Origin of the sequence: Vibrio sp. SCSIO 43132, assembly GCF_019904195.1 — a bacterium.
Classification (GTDB): domain Bacteria; phylum Pseudomonadota; class Gammaproteobacteria; order Enterobacterales; family Vibrionaceae; genus Vibrio; species Vibrio nigripulchritudo.
In genome coordinates this window covers 762,298-779,842 of sequence record NZ_CP063199.1, presented here as the reverse complement: position 1 = coordinate 779,842, position 17,545 = coordinate 762,298, and the positions used below count along the sequence as shown (strand labels likewise).

Below are 17,545 nucleotides of genomic sequence, written 5' to 3'. Positions count from 1 at the left end.
CCCTCAAAACGGAAAAGGTCTGATTTCGAGAAACATCGAAATCAGACCTTTTTACAAAATCAGTAATAAACTGTTTACCGATTCTGAACCGAAATCAGCCCAGAATCGGATGGAAAGCGCTTTAAGGCAGCTCTTCCAGTTCTTCGCCTTCTTTTTCTATTTGCGGTGGCATTAAGTGCTCGCGAGTGATGCCAAGCTTGAGTGCCAGTGCCGATGCAACGTAGATAGAAGAATACGTACCAACGGTAATACCCAGTAGAAGTGCTGTTGCAAATCCGTGGATCATTGCACCACCTTGTGTGAACAGGGCGATAACCACAAACAACGTTGTACCAGAGGTGATCAAAGTACGGCTTAGTGTTTGAGTTACGGAGTTGTTCATCACTTCAGCAGGCTCACCTTTACGCATTTTGCGGAAGTTTTCACGGATACGGTCGAATACAACAATGGTGTCGTTCAACGAGTACCCGACTACGGTGAGCAAGGCGGCGACAATGGTTAGGTCTACTTCGATTTGTAAGAAGGAGAACACACCTAAGGTGATGATGACATCGTGTGCCAGTGCCAATACCGCACCAGCAGCCAGACGCCACTCGAATCGAATCGATACGTAGATCAGAATACAGATCAACGCCGTCAGAATTGCCAGACCACCCGCTTCGGTAAGCTCGTCACCAACGTTAGGACCAACAAATTCGATACGACGCATTTCCAGGTTTTCACCTGTGCCTTCTTTAATGGCATCCAGAATCTGATTGCCCAGCGTTTCACCTTTTACGTCATCACGTGGGCGAAGGCGAACCATTACGTCACGAGATGAACCAAAGTTCTGCACAGTGGCATCACCAAAGCCTTTCGCTTCAAGTGCCGCACGTACTTCTTCAAGGTTTGCAGGTTGCTCAAAGCCGACTTCGATCAGCGTACCGCCAGTGAAGTCTAAGCCCCAGTTCAACCCTTTACTTGCCAGAGTACCAATTGCACCGATGATCAAAACTACTGAAAGGAAAAATGCCCCTTTCGACCAACGCATGAAGTCGATCGTTTTTTCCGTTTTCAATATCTGAAACATGATAATTCCTTAGATCGACAACTTGTTGATTCGCTTACCACCGTAAAGCAGGTTCACGACACAACGTGTACCAATAATGGCAGTAAACATGGAGGTCAGAATACCGATAGACAGCGTAACGGCGAAACCTTTGATAGCACCTGTACCAACAGCAAATAGGATAATTGCTGTAATCAGAGTGGTGATGTTGGCATCGGCAATGGTACTGAATGCGTTCGCATAACCCTGATGAATCGCTTGCTGAGGGTTACGACCATCTCGCAATTCTTCACGGATACGCTCAAAGATCAGTACGTTAGCATCCACCGCCATACCAACCGTCAGTACGATACCTGCGATACCCGGTAGCGTCATGGTTGCGCCAGGGATCATCGACATCACACCAATGATAAGGATGATGTTGGCAATCAGAGCCAGGTTGGCAAACACACCAAACTTACGGTAGTAAACCAGACAGAACAGCATTACAGCGACTAAGCCGAAGATACATGCCTGAATACCCATATCGATGTTTTGCTGACCCATTGATGGACCAATTGTACGCTCTTCTACAATAGAGATAGGCGCAATCAGCGCACCTGCGCGAAGTAACAACGCCAAGTTGTGTGCTTCGGCAGCAGAATCGATACCGGTGATTCGGAAGCTACGACCCAGAGCAGTCTGGATAGTTGCCTGGTTGATGACTTCTTCGTGCTTATCCAGAATGACTTTGCCTTCTGGAGTACGGCGACCACTGTCTTTGTATTCAGCAAATACGGTAGCCATCAGCTTGCCCACGTTCTTCTTAGAGAAGCTGGACATCTTGCTGCCGCCTTCGCTGTCCAGGTTAATGTTAACCTGTGGACGACCATATTCATCAGCGCTGGAGCTTGCATCAGTAATGCTTGAACCACCAAGAATGATGCGTTTTTTCAGAACAACAGGTCTGCCATCACGATCAAACTTGATTTCACTGCCTGCTGGCGCACGACCACGTGCAGCGGCTGCAAGGTCAGCTTTGTCATCGACTTCACGGAATTCAAGCGTTGCGGTCGCACCCAGAATTTCTTTAGCACGTGCCGTGTCTTGAACACCCGGTAATTCAACCACGATGCGGCTTGCGCCCTGACGCTGAACCAATGGCTCAGCAACACCCAGTTCGTTTACACGGTTACGAAGAATAGTGATGTTCTGTTCAACGGCGTAGTTGCGGATTTCCTGCAAACGCTCTTCAGTAAAGGTCGCACGAAGGGAGAAGCGACTGCTTGTACTGGTATCAATGAAAATCATGTCCTGATGCGTTCGTTTAAGAAGACGCTCAGCCTGTTCTAACTGTTCTTCATCTCGCAGAACAATTTCAACAGCTTCATTGCCAGATTTTCGAATTGCACGATAACGAATACGTTCTTCACGAAGCTCACTACGGAAAGCTTCTTCTTGCTGACCGACCAGCTTTTCCATCGCTGCGTCCATATCCACTTCCATCAGGAAATGAACACCACCACGCAGGTCCAGACCCAGCTTCATTGGAGTCGCTCCAATGGCATCCAACCATTCTGGAGTCGCTGGTGCCAGGTTCAGTGCCACGATGGCATCTTTGCCTAGCTCAGAGTTGATCGCGTCACGCGCACTGATTTGAGTATCGGTATCTAAAAAGCGAACAAGAATGGAACCATCTTCAAGCGCGATGGATTTCTTAGGGAGATTTTCTTTTTCAAGAACTTCGGTAACAGCATCCAGCGTTGACATATCGACTGAGGCACCACGTGCCCCAGTAATTTGAATAGCCGGATCTTCACCATAAATGTTTGGAAGTGCATACAATGCGCTGACGAGGATGACGAGCACCACCATCAGATACTTCCACAATGGATAACGGTTTAACACAGCGAGGATCCTTTAGCTGTTTTATAGAGATTTCAGTGTACCCTTTGGCAGCACAGCGGTAACAAAGTCTTTCTTGATGGTTACTTCGTTATTGTCGTTCAGTGCAATCGAGATGTAGTCGTTGTCTTCAGAGATTTTAGAAATCTTACCAACCAGACCGCCATTCGTTAGCACTTCATCACCTTTCTGCATACCAGCCATCAGGTTCTTGTGCTCTTTTGCACGTTTGGCTTGCGGGCGGTAAATCATGAAGTAGAAAATCACCGCAAACATACCCAACATGATGATCATTTCAAAACCACCACCTTGTGGAGCACCCTCACCCGCGGCGTGTGCAACAGAAATTAAACTCATTGAGAAACATCCTCTATATTATTTTATTTAGTAGTCAATAAATTGGGACACACTGCCTGGCTTTCAAGAGCCAGGCAGCACGAACAACTATTTATTTAACGGTGGCACTTCGCGATTGCGACGTGCGTAAAATTCTTCAACAAACTGGTCGAAGCGATCTTCATCGATAGCGTTTCGAATACTCTCCATTACGCGTTGGTAGTAACGCAGGTTATGGATAGTATTCAGCCTTGCACCCAGAATCTCATTACAGCGATCTAAATGGTGCAGGTATGCCTTTGAATAATTTTTGCAAGTGTAACAGTCACACTCAGGATCCAAAGGTGTTGTATCCGTTTTATGTTTCGCATTACGGATCTTGATCACACCACCAGTGACAAACAAGTGTCCGTTACGCGCATTTCGTGTAGGCATCACACAGTCGAACATGTCGATACCACGGCGTACGCCTTCCACTAAATCCTCTGGTTTACCAACGCCCATCAGGTATCTAGGCTTATCTATCGGTAATTGAGGGCAAGTATGTTCAAGCACTCGGTGCATGTCTTCTTTTGGTTCACCTACCGCCAAACCACCAACAGCATAACCGTCGAAGCCGATGTCCGTCAGCCCTTTAACGGAGACATCACGCAGGTCTTCGTAAACGCCGCCCTGAACAATACCAAACAGTGAGTTCGGGTTTTCCAGCTTATCGAAGTGATCACGGCTGCGCTGTGCCCAGCGTAATGACATCTCCATCGACTTCTTAGCTTCGTCATGAGTCGCTGGGTATGGCGTACATTCGTCGAAAATCATCACGACATCTGAACCCAAATCTTTTTGAATCTCCATGGACTTTTCTGCATCCATGAAGATCTTGTCACCGTTTACCGGGTTACGGAAATGCACCCCTTCTTCAGTAATCTTGCGAATATCACCCAGGCTGAATACCTGAAAACCGCCTGAATCGGTAAGAATAGGACCGTGCCAGTTCATGAAATCGTGCAGGTCACCATGCATTTTCATTACTTCCTGACCAGGGCGAAGCCATAAGTGGAAAGTGTTACCAAGCAGGATTTCAGCACCGGTTCCTTTCACTTCTTCCGGTGTCATCCCTTTCACAGTACCGTAGGTACCCACTGGCATGAATGCCGGGGTTTGTACTGAGCCGCGTTCAAAGGTCAGTTGACCACGACGAGCATTGCCATTTGTTTTTTTTAGTTCGTACTTAAGTTTCACGAAGCCTCCAATACGCCAGAGAAACAATCTGACTATTTACTTACTGTGCGCCAATCAGCTTTAGCTGGTCGCGCTCCTTCATACTCTATGGACGGAGTATGACAGGATTATCCTTTCCTAATGAATTTCACTGGCTCCTTGAGTGAAACAAACGGGAGTATATCGAAATACTCCCGTTGAATGTCTGATTAGCCACGCTTTTTGGAAATAAACATCGCATCGCCGTAACTAAAGAAGCGATATTTTTCTTTCACAGCATGCTCGTAAGCTTTCATTACGTTGTCGTAGCCAGCAAAGGCACTTACCAACATGATGAGAGTGGATTCAGGTAAGTGGAAATTAGTAATAAGACAATCCACCAACTGGTATTCGTAACCCGGGTAAATGAAAATTTCCGTGTCACCAAAGAAAGGCGCGAGTTCTGTTCCTTTCTTGATGGACTCTTGAGCTGCACTTTCTAGTGAGCGAACCGATGTTGTCCCAACCGCGACAATGCGCCCACCACGTGCTTTGGTTGCAGAAATGGCATCCACCACTTCCTGCGGTACCTCTACATACTCCGCATGCATATGGTGGTCATTGATGTTCTCTACGCGAACAGGCTGGAAGGTTCCTGCGCCGACATGCAAAGTAACATACGCAAATTCGACGCCTTTTGCTTTGATTTGTTCCAGTAATTCTTCATCAAAATGCAAACCAGCAGTTGGCGCAGCAACAGCCCCCGGTTTTTCGTTGTAAACCGTCTGGTACCGCTCTTTATCTGCATCTTCATCCGGGCGGTCAATGTATGGTGGCAATGGCATGTGCCCGATATCGTTTAGGATATCCAGCACATTTTTCTCGGACTTGAACTTGATCTCGAACAGAGCGTCATGGCGAGCCACCATTTCTGCCAGATATTCGTCATTTTCACCCAAATACAATTCTGTACCTGGCTTTGGCGGTTTAGAGCAGCGAACGTGCGCAAGAATGCTGTGTTCGTCCAGTACACGCTCAACCAACGCTTCGAGTTTACCTCCCGATGCCTTGCGACCAAACATGCGTGCCGGAATCACACGGGTATTATTGAATACCAATAAGTCGCCTGGCTGTACCTGTTCAAGTACATTTTTGAAAGTGCCATCGGTGACTTGTCCGCTGTTTCCGTCGAGTTGAAGCAGTCGGCTAGCCGTACGTTCAGGCTGAGGGTAACGAGCAATAAGCTCATCTGGAAGTTCGAAGTGAAAATCGGATACTTGCATTGCTTTTGGTCTTTATAAAAATGACTGAGAATTACGCAGGACAGGTAGTATAGGCGTGATAAAGTCAATAGCAAGCTTTGCGCAGTGCTTTATTGTAAACGGGCGTATCCCGTCATTGACAGTGCGTTGATTGGTCGATGAAAAACGCCACTCCCGAGAGTGGCGTTATGAAGAGTTATTTTCGGCGAATCCAGCCAAGAAGACCGATTGCCATCAGGAACCACAACCCTGGAGCAGAAGCCCCGTCCGGCTGTTTAAAATTGCAATTTGCTGTAGAGATGCTGTTGTTGCATTTCGATTCTTTGTCTGCCTGTTCTTCCGCTTCAATCACAATGTTGGGTTTAGTAACGGCACTACCCGGCAGGCTTGTGGCATTGACGTAGCCGTAGATCCAAGAATAGTAGGTGCTGACTTTCGAGTAAAACGCAGGCTTGGTGAACGCCCCACATGTTGGCGTAACGAACGGTCCGCCACTCACTATGCCGACCTGAACATCGTCACCGTTGTTTTTCTTCGCCATCAGCGGACCACCGCTATCACCTTTACAGGTATCATTGCCGTAAACAGTACCTACATCTTCATCCAGCGTGAATTTTTGTGTTGGAAGGGTACAAATCTTGGTTTGGTTAGCGCCTGAATCAATAATAAAGGCAAGCTCTGGAATGGTGAGCAGTCTGACAAAACACTCCGCCGTTGGGTAAAACGCCAGGCGGGTTGTTAACAGCTCATCCGTACGCTTGCTGGCACTTGGATCGGTATATCCCCATCCAAATGCATCGGTATTGGATGGTCGGTTATTATTGTTTGTTGTGTTTTCGGGCGTCTGAGCATCTTCCCATTCTTTATTTAAACGAGTTTCTATTTCACTCATTTCTGCAGAAGATGCCAGTTTAACTGGTGTAACATCGGCAACAGGTAGTTGAAGACGAATCAAAGCAACATCATTGTCCAGCGCCAGGCGCTCCACTATACTGCTTCCATCCGATTTTTTGATGATTTTTGCTGCATCGCTGTATTGCGGGTGCACAACAACATGGCTCGCCATGTAAAAATCACGCGCTACAGCCCCTTTCAAAGATTTGGATCGGACCGTAACTGTAATGTCGCTGGGGTGGCTGACTTTATATTGCCCGTTATCCAGTGGAAAAACGACACAGTGGGCAGCGGTCAGAACCCAATGTTCAGCCACTAATGTACCACCACAAAACGGCATTTCTGCCATGTCACCCGAGCGAATCGAAACACGGTTTCCCGATGTCGCATCGGCTACCACTGTACCTTCAACTATGGCAGACGCACTTGTGCTTAATAAACCAGACGCTATAGCCATACTTGCTAGAATTTTTTTCATGTTTATGCCTTGAACTAACCTTTCTGGCCACAGTGTGAAAGATTCATTTTGTGCAAAGAACCATCAAAAAATACTTATGCGAGACGTGACATATAATCGCTTGTTTATAAAAAGAAAAATTTTCACAAAACCGCTTTATGAGTCGCAAAAATGCCCTCCTTTGGAGGGCATTGAAGATTGGTCTATTTCAACCATTCAATCATGTCTGTCAGAGTCTGCCTTGCTGCCGTAACACCTACCTCTCCACCAACATCACAAAGTCCGTTACCACAGGTATCAAAGTGATGACCTGCTTTCTCCAGCAAGTGCAGCTCACTGCCATTTGCACACTGAATCACTTCTCTTTGATCAACAAATTGCAAATTGGCTTTCTGCGCTGGTCCGTTCTCAATATCTCCACTTACTGCGTTACATAGTCTCAATGCCTGACTCACCGACACAATTTCATCCGCCATCCCATGTGTAATGAACATTGCTGGTGTGTTTTGAGGATCCGCTTCGACAGCTTGCAGCAGGCTGTTTTTCGTGATGATTGGCTCTGAACCCGTTAATTCATCCCAATGAGTCTTGCCCGTTAGCGTTGTAATCATCCAGCCAATGTAGTTACAGTCCAGCGTATTTTTATCTGCCGAGTCACATCGAGAAAGATACTCGTGGTTCTGAACTTCTTTCAACTGATGCGCGAAATCGGGAACCGGGAACATTGGCGCAATTTTCTCAATCACGCCAGGGAATTGCTGAGCAAGCCATACAGACATATGACCACCAGCAGACTGCCCCATGACCCGGACAGATTTATCACTCTGGGTGAATTTGTAATTGTTTGCCTGAACCCATCGAAACGCGTCTTTAATATCCTGTTTACTGTCTTCAATGGTGACACCATTACACGCAGGTCCCGCATCTCCAAGCTCGCCAGCAATTCGGTAAAACGGCATGTAAACCACAAAACCAGCTTTGGTAAAGTGAGCAATCTGAGTTTCAGCAGAACGACCTGTTTCAAGCCTTTGTAGCCATCCACCACCGTGAATCATCACAAGAGGCGTACCATTTTGCAGATCTGCATTTTTATACACGCGCATTTCCAGATGACACGCTCCACGATCACCATAAGTGGTTTTGTAGGTATTGCGTTGCAATAAAGGAAGTTCAGTAAGATCGTGATCAAGCGTTGAAATTGGGAGTGCGGCGTGATGACCTGGCATCCACGCATCCTGAACGTAGTTTAAATTCTGACTGTTACCGTAATTTTCACCCCGGTAATCAAAGTCTCTGACACAGTAATTTACCGCAGCTTCATTCTTGTACTCCAAACCGTTCTGACATTGGCTGTCAGAGTAGTACCAGTCTCGACCTGCATTTGCAGCATCAACTGTCAGACACTGACCATGTCTTTGGTACAACTTAGGCAAAAATTCAGGTCCATTTTGAGCGTACACCGCGCGAAAACAGTACGCTGCGTTCTGTTTCAGGTACTCAAGTTCGGGGTTATTTTCAGGGTTCTGAAGTAGCTCCTGCAAACGAGCATCATGGTGTTTCAGGTATCCCATACTGGCATCCCAATGCTTTCCTGGTGCTGTCGGTTGTCCAGACAGGTAAAGGTTAAGCAGTACATCAGGCAGTTGAGGTTCTTGTTCATTAGCGTAGGCAGGTAAGCTGCTGACGAGCACTGAGAGTGCCGCCAGTGAGAGTATCTTTTTCATGTCAGTCCTTCATTGTTATTGGGAAAGGTATTCCTTGAATCCATTTATTGGTATTGAATACGTGCTTTGTAGCACGTAGCCCTACCCCTTCAGAGTCTGATTTATCCCGAAGAATGCATCGAAGCACTGATACAAAAATATGCGATCAACTGCATGAAATTAATTGGGCTAATTGATAGTTTTGTTCGGTAAATTGATCCCGATTATCCCTCCCCGATTCTTTTGAAAAATTAACCTAAAATAGAGATTCACCTCCCAGTTCATATGCAGATTCCTACCTATATTGAAGGTAGGAAGACAATAAGCAGGAGGTCGAGATGATCAAAATTGAAGATATGATGACTCGCAACCCTCATACTCTTTTGCGGTCTCATTCCCTACTAAATGCCAAAAACCTAATGGCAGAACATGATATTCGACATGTTCCGATAATCGATACCGACGCCAGACTTTTAGGCGTTGTTTCCCAACGTGATGTGCTTGCCGCTCAGGAATCGGTACTGACCCAAAAAGCCACATCAGATTCCTACACACTGACAACACCGTTAGACAAAGTGATGGCGACAAATGTCATAACGGTCGCCCCTAAAGCTGGCTTAAAAGAAAGTGCCATTTACATGCAAAAACACAAAATAGGATGCTTGCCTGTTGTAGAGCAAGGCATCTTGGTCGGTATCATTACCGATACGGATTTTGTAGGCATTGCCATTAACTTGCTGGAAATTGAGGAAGAAACAGAGCCAGAAGCAGCAGACTTTTAAGTGCTCTCTTATACCTAGGAGCTGTTGACCTTAAACAACCTGCGCTGACACATCGTCAGCGCTCTTATCTACTTCACTTCTTACAAATGAAACAATAAATCTCTATTTAAATATTTCACTAGTGTTATATTTAAATAGTGTATTAGTGATAGATTACGTGTTTTATGATTTCCAATGCAGAGCTGATGCTCCTACATCTTTTAGAAAGTGAAGGTTCAATGTCCGGCTATGAGATAAACCGGCTAGTTGAACAACGTGGTTTTCGTGAGTGGGCGGATGTAGGCATGACTTCCATTTACGTCAGCTTAAACAAGCTACTGAAAAAGGAATACGTCAGCTTTCAACTGGATACCAGCAAGAAAGGTAAAGGACCGATTCCAAAGATTTATTCACTGGAAGTGCCCGGTATTCGAACCTTAACCGACGAAGTGTATTCAGCGGTAACTACAGTTTCTCAGCAAAAATCACGATTCAGGTTGGGGCTGGCAGCCATATCCCTGTTCGCCCCCGAAGCCAGAATGGAACTATTAAATTCGAGAAAATCGGCATTGGAATCGCATTTATATCGCCTTCAAAGCGAGATATACCCTCAGCAAGGAGGCGATTCTCTTCCATTAGAAGCACGTTGGCAGTTTCAATATTCATTCGACTCTCTGCAAATGGAAATCGCATTCGCAGATAAACTATTACGTGATTTGAGCGAGGCTTGATCCCATGGCTATTCTCACCCCTTTTGAATCTTTTGATGGCGTTCACTGTGAAACCAATGCGATAGGCAATTTATTGAAGCACATTGATATTGAGCTCTCTGAACCTATGCTTTTCGGGCTTGGAGAAGGGCTTGGGTACATATACTGGAATATGAAAGGCATGGATTTTCCTTTCATTGGTGGTCGTACTAAACCCGCTGAAATCACTCAACGACTTGCGAAAAACCTCGATTTGAATGTCGAGTTTAAAGAGACTGGTTCAACCCAAAAAGCGTGGAAGAATGTCCAACAAGCATTAGAGTCGGGCTCTGCGGTTGGATTACAACTGGACTGTTATCACCTCGACTACTTTGGTGCCAAAGTCCATTTTGCTGGTCATTTCGCTGCCATGTATGGCTTTGATGATGACTTCGCTTACATGATAGATACTCAGCCCAAGCACGGGAAAGTGAAGTGTACGTTAAGCAATTTAGAAAAAGCGCGAAACGAAAAGGGACCCATGTCGGCGAAAAATCGCATGTTCACAATTTCTGCCAGTGATAAGCCACTGAAGATTGACGAAGCGCTACGAGTCGCGATTACCAACAACGCCAATACGCATCTTTCACCTCCGATCAAAAACTTTGGTTATCAGGGCATATTAAAGACCAGCCATGAGTTAAAAAAATGGTTCAGGCAGAGTGACAACCTGGAATATGAATTCACAACAACCGCCATGTTGATGGAAAAAGCTGGCACTGGTGGGGCTATCTTCCGAAACCTCTATCGTGATTTTTTACTGGAAGCTTATGAAAGGACTGGTATTGCTGCTATCAAAGACGCGCACAATGCCTTTAAAAGCATCGCTGAAAACTGGACAGAAGTTGCGTATCACATTGACAACGCAGGAAGAGGGAAAGATGAGCACCACTTGCTGAAAGCTTGTTCTTTACTCGAACAGCTTTCAGACATGGAATTCCGCGTAATGAATAATTTGAAAGATGCGTTTAAGGGAGATTGACTGGTTCTAAAGCATTTCAGACACAAGATCTGCCAGAACATGGAAGCTTTCCAGACGTGAGGAACTTGGTCGCCAGACAAGCCCAATATCTCTATACGCATGCTGACCTGGCGGCTCAATCACAACAAGGTTCTGGTTCTCAAGCAAACCATGTTCAATCGCCATTTGAGGAATAAAAGTGGTACCCAAACCATTGGCAACCATTTGAACCAATGTATGCAAACTGGTCGCGGTAAACGGATTGATTTTCTCTTTCTTGGTTAACTTACACGCAGACACAGCGTGCTCAGTCAGGCAGTGTTCATTCTCAAGCAAAAACACAAACTCATCGGGCAATTCATCGTAACGAATAGGAACGCGAATGTTGGAGGCTTGATTGGCGCTGATGACCATTCTAAATGGGTCTTTTCCGACAATTTTACTTTCCATTCCGCCAATATCGACTGGCAGAGCAAGTATCAATACATCCAACTCGCCATGTCGAAGGGCAGTAAGCAGATTGGAGGTGGTATCTTCACGTAATAAAAGATGGAGTTGCGGATAGCGCTGATTCACTTCCTGAACCAGATCACTCAGTAGAAAAGGCGCGATGGTCGGAATACACCCAACTCTGAGCTGCCCTTGCATTGACTCCCCCTGACACAAGCTGCCCAGTTCAACTAAGTCTTGCCCTTTGGCTAAAAGCTCTCGCCCTTGTTGCACAACTTTGTCACCGACTGGCGTAAAAACCAGCGGGCTCTTTTTGTCTTTCTTTTCATACAGTGGGCAACCAATCAACTCTTCAAGGTTTTGAATCCCTTTACTCAGCGTTGATTGGCTTACAAAACACTTCTCTGCTGCTTCACCGAAATGTCGGGTTTCAAAGAGTGTAATCAGGTAATGCAGCTGCTTTAAACTTGGCCACTTATTCATATGATATGTTTACGTTTTTATGAGAGTTTTATGAATTGATTACGAAATGAGCTCATCGTTTTTTTCGATTAACTTAATCTATTTATTTCGCTTTTTTCTATCCTACTTTATGTACTATAGTTTGTCTCGTTGAAACATGGAGCCAATTCACAATGGTTGGCAAATAACTCTATTTTAGGAGCAAAAAAATGGTACTAGTAGGTCGTCAAGCCCCGGATTTTACTGCTGCAGCTGTTCTAGGTAATGGTGAAATCGTTGAAAACTTCAACTTTGCAGAATTCACAAAAGGTAAGAAAGCAGTAGTATTCTTCTACCCTCTAGACTTCACATTCGTTTGCCCATCTGAGCTAATCGCTTTTGATAAGCGTTTCGAAGACTTCCAAGCGAAAGGCGTTGAAGTAATTGGTGTATCTATCGATTCTCAATTCTCTCACAACGCATGGCGTAACACTGCTATTGAAGATGGCGGTATCGGTCAAGTTAAATACCCTCTAATCGCTGACGTTAAGCACGAAATCTGTAAAGCTTACGACGTTGAGCACCCAGAAGCTGGCGTTGCTTTCCGTGGTTCTTTCCTAATCGATGCTGAAGGCGTTGTTCGTCACCAAGTAGTGAACGATCTTCCTCTAGGTCGTAACATCGACGAAATGCTACGTATGGTTGACGCACTGAACTTCCACGAGAAAAACGGTGAAGTTTGCCCGGCACAGTGGGAAGAAGGTAAATCTGGTATGGACGCATCTCCAAAAGGTGTTGCAGCATACCTGTCTGAGCACACTTCAGACCTAGAAAAGTAATTGCCACTTAACCTCACCAAGCTCAACGGTGAGTGTGGCTGGAAAATATAGCAAATAGCAATCAGCCAAATATAAAGTCGTAGTTAGCCTAATTTAAGCCCAGAGTGAGAACTCTGGGCTTTATTTTTTATGGTCATGAGCCCCAACTCACATCCTCAATATTTTGATTTGGCTATGCTAAAAATTCCAATCCTTAGCTATAGGTGCCTCTTCACTTATGACCTACCAACTTGAAGTCTGTATCGACAACCTGGAATCTCTTCAAAACGCTTTAGAAGGCGGAGCCACCCGAATTGAACTTTGCTCGTCGTTATCCCTTGGAGGCTTAACACCCAGTGCAGGACTTATGAAACAAGCTTCTCGCCTGTCGAGTGTTCCTGTATATGCCATGATTCGCCCCAGACAGGGGGACTTCTTATTTAACGAAGCTGACGTTGAATGTATGTTGGATGACATCGAAATGGCAAAAGATGCAGGTATGGATGGCATAGTGATAGGAGCATTAACCGCCGATGGTCAGATCGATACGGAGACGTGTGAAAAACTCGTCTCTGCAGCAGACCGAATGGGCATCACCTTCCACCGTGCAATTGACCAGTGTCGAGACGTGGAACAAGCTATTGAACGCATTATCGAACTAGGATGCGAGCGAGTATTAACGTCCGGACAGGCTAAAGACGCATTGTCAGGTATTGATATGCTTCGAAAGATGAGAGACTTAGCCGGAGACAAGTTAAGCATCATGGTTGGTGCTGGTGTGAATGCTCAAAACGTCAGTCAAATTCTCGATGAAACTGGCTCGTCTGAGGTTCACCTTTCAGGCAAATCCAGCCGTAAAAGCCATATGGAGTTCATCTCCAGCGCAGCGCAGATGGGAAGTGAAGAGGTCGACGATTTCGCTATCCCCGTTACCAGTATCGACGCGATACGTGCCGTATCGGAAGTACTACAATCGCGTTAGCCCTTTAATTTCTTGATTCGGCTGATACTATGAAGCCCATGCAACGGTAAGGGCAGCGTTAGACATGGCAAAAGATTTATTCGCGTCTCTGGATCTCAATCTATTAAGAACTTTCCTGATATTGTCTCAGGAACTGAATATGCGCAAAGCGTCAGAGAGGCTTTTCGTTTCTCAACCCGCGATTAGTCAGGCACTTCAGAAGCTGCGTAACCATTTTGATGACGAACTGTTTGTAAAAAGTCGCAATGGCATGAAAGCAACGGCGTTTGCAGAAGAGCTGGCTGAGCGCATCACGCCACACCTAGATGGGCTGGCGAACGCAGTTAACCTTTCGCATGAGTTCAATCCTCGCGAACTTGACCACACCATAAAAATTGCGCTGTCTTCTCCTGTTTTGTTTTCAGTCGCAGGAAAGCTGTATCAAAAACTCAATGAAGAAGCCCCGAATGCCGATATCCAATTTCTAAACTGGGGTAAAAACACCTGTCAGGAAATAGAAAAAGGCGAAGTTCTTTTTGGGGTGAACTATCAAGATATAAAAACGTCCAAGACCATTTACTCACGGCATCTAGCGGACACAAAAGCAGTGCTTTTAGTTCGAAAAGAGCATCCTTTAAAAGCTTCAACAGTGACTCCGGAAGAAGCCGTCCAATATCCGCTTGCGTCATTGATCATTCCTGACGTCAGCGATAATGAAGCCGCATCATCGAGAATTCTTAAGACTCGAGGTCTAAAGCACCATATTGCCTTCAGAAGCGAGTTCCCCTTTGCAGTTATCGATGTGGTCAGAAACACCGACATGTGCTTTCCATCTATTTCTCTTTTTCCGGTCGAGGAATACCCGTACCTTCGCGCTATTGAAATCGATATCGAGGACAAACACTTATATGGCTACCCTTTAGAGGGCTACTATCACCTAAAGAACCGCAACAACCCAATTGTTAACTGGCTGCAGGAGTGCCTGAAAACATTATTGTCAGAACGATAACCCACTTATTTAATAAGCAATACTTATTATCACAATAACACCTAGTGATTAGTGATAAGATTTAGAACTCTTTAAGATTCATCCCATAGGAAAGACAACGACATACAAATGTCGCCAAGCAGGATGCTGATGACCTTTCACATGAATTTTAAGAGAGTTACATTATGAAAAAGACGATTCTGACCATCACTATTTCTGCCCTTTTCCCAGCAGTTGCCTTCGCAAGCCCTAGCCACTTGCCAGAGGTTGACTTGCCAAACAACGGAATTGAACTGCCTGTAGACAGACCTCAGCCAGCGGATCCTGATTTCGGTATTCAAGTTCCGGTACACCTACCTGGCGATGAACCTTCTTTACCAGAAGTGGACAATACACCTGAGCGACCACATCCAGACACGTCGCCGGATCGCCCAGAGCCAGCCGACCCAGATTTTGGTGTCGCAGTGCCTGAGCAGCCACCAATAGATAATTCTCCAGAACGACCTCAGCCAGATTTCGGTGACACGCCAGACTGGGGAGTGCCAGCTATCGGAGTGGGTGACTTAGAAGTTGCTTTCAACGAACTTGCTCAGGAGATGAACGAAAGATTTGATGAACAATCTGAGCAGATTCATGGTATTCGCGCTGGCTTGCACGCCGTAACCAATGCTCGTCCTTTTGTTACAACAGGTGAGTTTGCGATGGGGGCTGGTGTTGGATTCTCTGGAAGTAAAGAAGCAGTAGCGTTGGGTGGAGCTTACGGTTTGTCTGACAGAGTCAGCATTTCAGGCACCTTCCACTACGAGTCATCAGGCAAACATTCTTCATCAGAAGTAGCAGGCGGAGTCGGCGTTCAATTCAAGTTTAACTGATTTATTTTGTAGCCTGGCTCGGAGGGGAGCCAGGTTTTATTTTTCTGTCTTTTGTGCTGTGACACGTTTGAGTATTTTACCTTTGGTAGCTCTCGCCTCTGCCCTTCCAGAGGTTCTTTTTATTCTTCCCTACCCTCAGAACTCAGCTTGCCAAGATCACTTAACCCGAGATCGGATTACTTAATAATATCGTCGATATCCTGTTCACTCAGATGACGAACGTCTTTACCTTTCACAAAGTAAATAATGTATTCACAGATATTCTGGCAGCGGTCACCAATTCGCTCGATAGCCCGAGCTGACCACATCACCTGAAGCACAGCAGGAATGCAGCGAGGATCTTCCATCATGTAGGTCATCAACTGGCGAATGACCGCCTCATACTCGGCGTCCAGTTTGTCATCCAGCTTGTAAACTTCTGCCGCTGAATCCACGTCCATTCGGGCAAAGGCATCCAACACCTGATGGAGCATGCTGATTGCCTGACGGCTTAACGGCTCAAGAGAAACCTGCCAGGTTCTTTCTTTGCTCGATTCGGATTCCAGCGCGACACGGGCAATGCGGGTTGCGACATCACCAATGCGTTCAAGGTCGGTAATGGTTTTGATGATCGCCATAATCAAACGCAGGTCTTTGGCGGTGGGTTGGCGCTTGGCGATGATGCGGGTGCACGCTTCATCTATTGCCACTTCCATGGAGTTCACTTTGTGGTCATCTTTTACCACTTTTCTCGCCAGCTCCAGGTCTTGTTTGTGCAGCGCCTGCATTGCAAACGACAACTGCTGCTCGACCAAACCTCCCATGGTTAAAACGTGGGTACGGATGGACTCAAGCTCAACGTTAAACTGACCGGATATGTGGCGACCAAACTGCATAGGTGTATGAATTCCTTTCTTGAATGACGTGTTTCAATTTTACGGCGAAAAGTGGGCAACCACCAATTAGCCGTAGCGACCTGTGATGTAGTCTTCGGTTTGCTTTTTAATTGGCGATGTAAAGATAGAATCTGTATCGCCATATTCCACCAGCTTACCCTGATGAATAAACGCGGTGTGATCACTGACTCGCGCTGCTTGTTGCATGTTATGAGTAACAATCACGACGGTGTATTTGGTTTTCAACTCGTTGATCAGCTCTTCAATGGTCAGAGTCGAAATAGGGTCAAGTGCAGACGTAGGTTCATCGAGAAGGAGAACTTCAGGCTCGATAGCAATCGCGCGCGCAATTACCAGTCTTTGTTGCTGGCCACCGGACAAACCAAACGCATTTTCGTGCAGCCGGTCTTTAACTTCATCCCACAATGCAGCCGCGGTAAGGGCCTGCTCAACGGCATCATCCAGAGTCCGGCTATTGCTGATACCCTGAAGCCTCAAACCATAAACTACGTTCTCGTAAATGGATTTAGGGAACGGGTTAGGTCTTTGAAAGACCATTCCCACACGGCGGCGTAAAGTCGGGACATCCACCTGCGGATCATAGATGTTTTTGCCATGCAGCCTCACCTTGCCATTTACCGCGCAACCTTCGACAAGGTCATTCATTCGGTTAATGCAACGCAGCAAGGTCGATTTACCGCAGCCAGACGGTCCAATGAAAGCGGTGACCTGCCCCTTAGGGATGTTCATGGTGATATCAAACAGAGCCTGCTGGGTTTGCTGATAGAACAAGTTTAAAGACTCGATAGAAATGGCGGTTTGCTCCGGAGTCAGGTTGTTTACATCCAGAATATTCTCGTAACCAAATGTCGAGTTGATTGAAAGCAT

At 46.0% G+C, this 17,545-nt stretch carries 17 protein-coding genes; 7 read left to right on the top strand and 10 right to left on the bottom strand.

What is annotated here, in order from left to right; genetic code table 11:
- Nucleotides 1-121: 121 nt before the first annotated feature.
- The 7 genes from secF to INR79_RS03530 form a co-directional block, all read right to left on the bottom strand.
- Entirely contained in the window at nucleotides 122-1,069 is a 948-nt protein-coding gene (secF, locus tag INR79_RS03560) for a protein translocase subunit SecF (RefSeq protein ID WP_004407204.1), read from the bottom strand.
- Nucleotides 1,070-1,078: 9 nt separating this feature from the next.
- The gene (gene secD, locus INR79_RS03555) at nucleotides 1,079-2,935 is read right to left on the bottom strand and encodes a protein translocase subunit SecD (protein ID WP_004407205.1); all 1,857 of its coding nucleotides are present in this window, start codon (nucleotides 2,933-2,935) and stop codon (nucleotides 1,079-1,081) included.
- A 21-nt stretch (nucleotides 2,936-2,956) separates the two neighbouring features.
- The gene (yajC, locus tag INR79_RS03550) at nucleotides 2,957-3,289 is read right to left on the bottom strand and encodes a preprotein translocase subunit YajC (RefSeq protein WP_004407206.1); all 333 of its coding nucleotides are present in this window, start codon (nucleotides 3,287-3,289) and stop codon (nucleotides 2,957-2,959) included.
- Between the two features lie 87 nt (nucleotides 3,290-3,376).
- Nucleotides 3,377-4,507 carry a tRNA guanosine(34) transglycosylase Tgt gene (gene tgt / locus INR79_RS03545; protein ID WP_004407209.1) on the bottom strand — a complete coding sequence of 377 codons (1,131 nt, stop codon included), beginning with the start codon at nucleotides 4,505-4,507 and terminating at the stop codon, nucleotides 3,377-3,379.
- 188 nt (nucleotides 4,508-4,695) lie between these two features.
- Entirely contained in the window at nucleotides 4,696-5,748 is a 1,053-nt protein-coding gene (queA, locus tag INR79_RS03540; RefSeq protein ID WP_045961861.1) for a tRNA preQ1(34) S-adenosylmethionine ribosyltransferase-isomerase QueA, read from the bottom strand.
- Nucleotides 5,749-5,923: 175 nt separating this feature from the next.
- Complete coding sequence (locus tag INR79_RS03535) at nucleotides 5,924-7,099, bottom strand: S1 family peptidase (RefSeq protein WP_045961862.1); 1,176 nt, start codon at nucleotides 7,097-7,099, stop codon at nucleotides 5,924-5,926.
- Between the two features lie 182 nt (nucleotides 7,100-7,281).
- Nucleotides 7,282-8,802: an alpha/beta hydrolase gene (locus INR79_RS03530; RefSeq protein WP_223096021.1), complete on the bottom strand. Its 1,521-nt coding sequence runs from the start codon at nucleotides 8,800-8,802 to the stop codon at nucleotides 7,282-7,284.
- A 317-nt stretch (nucleotides 8,803-9,119) separates the two neighbouring features.
- On the opposite strand from INR79_RS03530, the gene INR79_RS03525 reads away from it, so the two are divergent.
- The 3 genes from INR79_RS03525 (at nucleotide 9,120) to INR79_RS03515 (ending at nucleotide 11,273) form a co-directional block, all read left to right on the top strand.
- On the top strand, nucleotides 9,120-9,563 hold the full coding sequence (locus INR79_RS03525) for a CBS domain-containing protein (protein WP_223096020.1): 444 nt from the start codon (nucleotides 9,120-9,122) through the stop codon (nucleotides 9,561-9,563).
- 185 nt (nucleotides 9,564-9,748) lie between these two features.
- On the top strand, nucleotides 9,749-10,273 hold the full coding sequence (locus INR79_RS03520; protein ID WP_223096019.1) for a PadR family transcriptional regulator: 525 nt from the start codon (nucleotides 9,749-9,751) through the stop codon (nucleotides 10,271-10,273).
- 4 nt (nucleotides 10,274-10,277) lie between these two features.
- Complete coding sequence (locus tag INR79_RS03515; RefSeq protein WP_223096018.1) at nucleotides 10,278-11,273, top strand: BtrH N-terminal domain-containing protein; 996 nt, start codon at nucleotides 10,278-10,280, stop codon at nucleotides 11,271-11,273.
- A gap of 6 nt (nucleotides 11,274-11,279) precedes the next feature.
- On the opposite strand, the gene INR79_RS03510 is transcribed toward INR79_RS03515, so the two are convergent.
- A complete protein-coding gene (locus INR79_RS03510) occupies nucleotides 11,280-12,185 on the bottom strand; it encodes a hydrogen peroxide-inducible genes activator (RefSeq protein WP_004407235.1) in 906 nt (301 codons plus the stop codon).
- Between the two features lie 188 nt (nucleotides 12,186-12,373).
- Here INR79_RS03510 and INR79_RS03505 point away from each other — a divergent pair, with 188 nt between their 5' ends.
- The 4 genes from INR79_RS03505 (at nucleotide 12,374) to INR79_RS03490 (ending at nucleotide 15,782) form a co-directional block, all read left to right on the top strand.
- Nucleotides 12,374-12,982: a peroxiredoxin C gene (locus INR79_RS03505; protein ID WP_004407238.1), complete on the top strand. Its 609-nt coding sequence runs from the start codon at nucleotides 12,374-12,376 to the stop codon at nucleotides 12,980-12,982.
- Between the two features lie 217 nt (nucleotides 12,983-13,199).
- On the top strand, nucleotides 13,200-13,943 hold the full coding sequence (locus tag INR79_RS03500) for a copper homeostasis protein CutC (RefSeq protein WP_223096017.1): 744 nt from the start codon (nucleotides 13,200-13,202) through the stop codon (nucleotides 13,941-13,943).
- A gap of 64 nt (nucleotides 13,944-14,007) precedes the next feature.
- Complete coding sequence (locus INR79_RS03495) at nucleotides 14,008-14,931, top strand: LysR family transcriptional regulator (RefSeq protein ID WP_223096015.1); 924 nt, start codon at nucleotides 14,008-14,010, stop codon at nucleotides 14,929-14,931.
- A gap of 164 nt (nucleotides 14,932-15,095) precedes the next feature.
- Nucleotides 15,096-15,782 carry a YadA C-terminal domain-containing protein gene (locus INR79_RS03490; RefSeq protein WP_052703960.1) on the top strand — a complete coding sequence of 229 codons (687 nt, stop codon included), beginning with the start codon at nucleotides 15,096-15,098 and terminating at the stop codon, nucleotides 15,780-15,782.
- A gap of 176 nt (nucleotides 15,783-15,958) precedes the next feature.
- On the opposite strand, the gene phoU is transcribed toward INR79_RS03490, so the two are convergent.
- Together phoU and pstB are read right to left on the bottom strand one after the other, a co-directional pair.
- Nucleotides 15,959-16,657: a phosphate signaling complex protein PhoU gene (gene phoU / locus INR79_RS03485; protein WP_004407244.1), complete on the bottom strand. Its 699-nt coding sequence runs from the start codon at nucleotides 16,655-16,657 to the stop codon at nucleotides 15,959-15,961.
- Between the two features lie 66 nt (nucleotides 16,658-16,723).
- Nucleotides 16,724-17,545 (bottom strand): phosphate ABC transporter ATP-binding protein PstB, encoded by an 822-nt coding sequence (pstB, locus tag INR79_RS03480; RefSeq protein WP_004407245.1) that lies wholly within the window; start codon nucleotides 17,543-17,545, stop codon nucleotides 16,724-16,726.

Excerpts from the sequence above, each read along its gene's own strand:
- pstB (WP_004407245.1), bottom strand. The coding sequence starts at position 17,545 with ATGCTTTCAATCAACTCGACATTTGGTTACGAGAATATTCTGGATGTA.
- INR79_RS03515 (WP_223096018.1), top strand. The coding sequence starts at position 10,278 with ATGGCTATTCTCACCCCTTTTGAATCTTTTGATGGCGTTCACTGTGAA.
- INR79_RS03525 (WP_223096020.1), top strand. The coding sequence starts at position 9,120 with ATGATCAAAATTGAAGATATGATGACTCGCAACCCTCATACTCTTTTG.
- yajC (WP_004407206.1), bottom strand. The coding sequence starts at position 3,289 with ATGAGTTTAATTTCTGTTGCACACGCCGCGGGTGAGGGTGCTCCACAA.
- INR79_RS03505 (WP_004407238.1), top strand. The coding sequence starts at position 12,374 with ATGGTACTAGTAGGTCGTCAAGCCCCGGATTTTACTGCTGCAGCTGTT.
- INR79_RS03490 (WP_052703960.1), top strand. The coding sequence starts at position 15,096 with ATGAAAAAGACGATTCTGACCATCACTATTTCTGCCCTTTTCCCAGCA.
- queA (WP_045961861.1), bottom strand. The coding sequence starts at position 5,748 with ATGCAAGTATCCGATTTTCACTTCGAACTTCCAGATGAGCTTATTGCT.
- INR79_RS03520 (WP_223096019.1), top strand. The coding sequence starts at position 9,749 with ATGCTCCTACATCTTTTAGAAAGTGAAGGTTCAATGTCCGGCTATGAG.
- INR79_RS03530 (WP_223096021.1), bottom strand. The coding sequence starts at position 8,802 with ATGAAAAAGATACTCTCACTGGCGGCACTCTCAGTGCTCGTCAGCAGC.
- phoU (WP_004407244.1), bottom strand. The coding sequence starts at position 16,657 with ATGCAGTTTGGTCGCCACATATCCGGTCAGTTTAACGTTGAGCTTGAG.
- INR79_RS03495 (WP_223096015.1), top strand. The coding sequence starts at position 14,008 with ATGGCAAAAGATTTATTCGCGTCTCTGGATCTCAATCTATTAAGAACT.
- secF (WP_004407204.1), bottom strand. The coding sequence starts at position 1,069 with ATGTTTCAGATATTGAAAACGGAAAAAACGATCGACTTCATGCGTTGG.
- INR79_RS03535 (WP_045961862.1), bottom strand. The coding sequence starts at position 7,099 with ATGAAAAAAATTCTAGCAAGTATGGCTATAGCGTCTGGTTTATTAAGC.
- INR79_RS03500 (WP_223096017.1), top strand. The coding sequence starts at position 13,200 with ATGACCTACCAACTTGAAGTCTGTATCGACAACCTGGAATCTCTTCAA.
- INR79_RS03510 (WP_004407235.1), bottom strand. The coding sequence starts at position 12,185 with ATGAATAAGTGGCCAAGTTTAAAGCAGCTGCATTACCTGATTACACTC.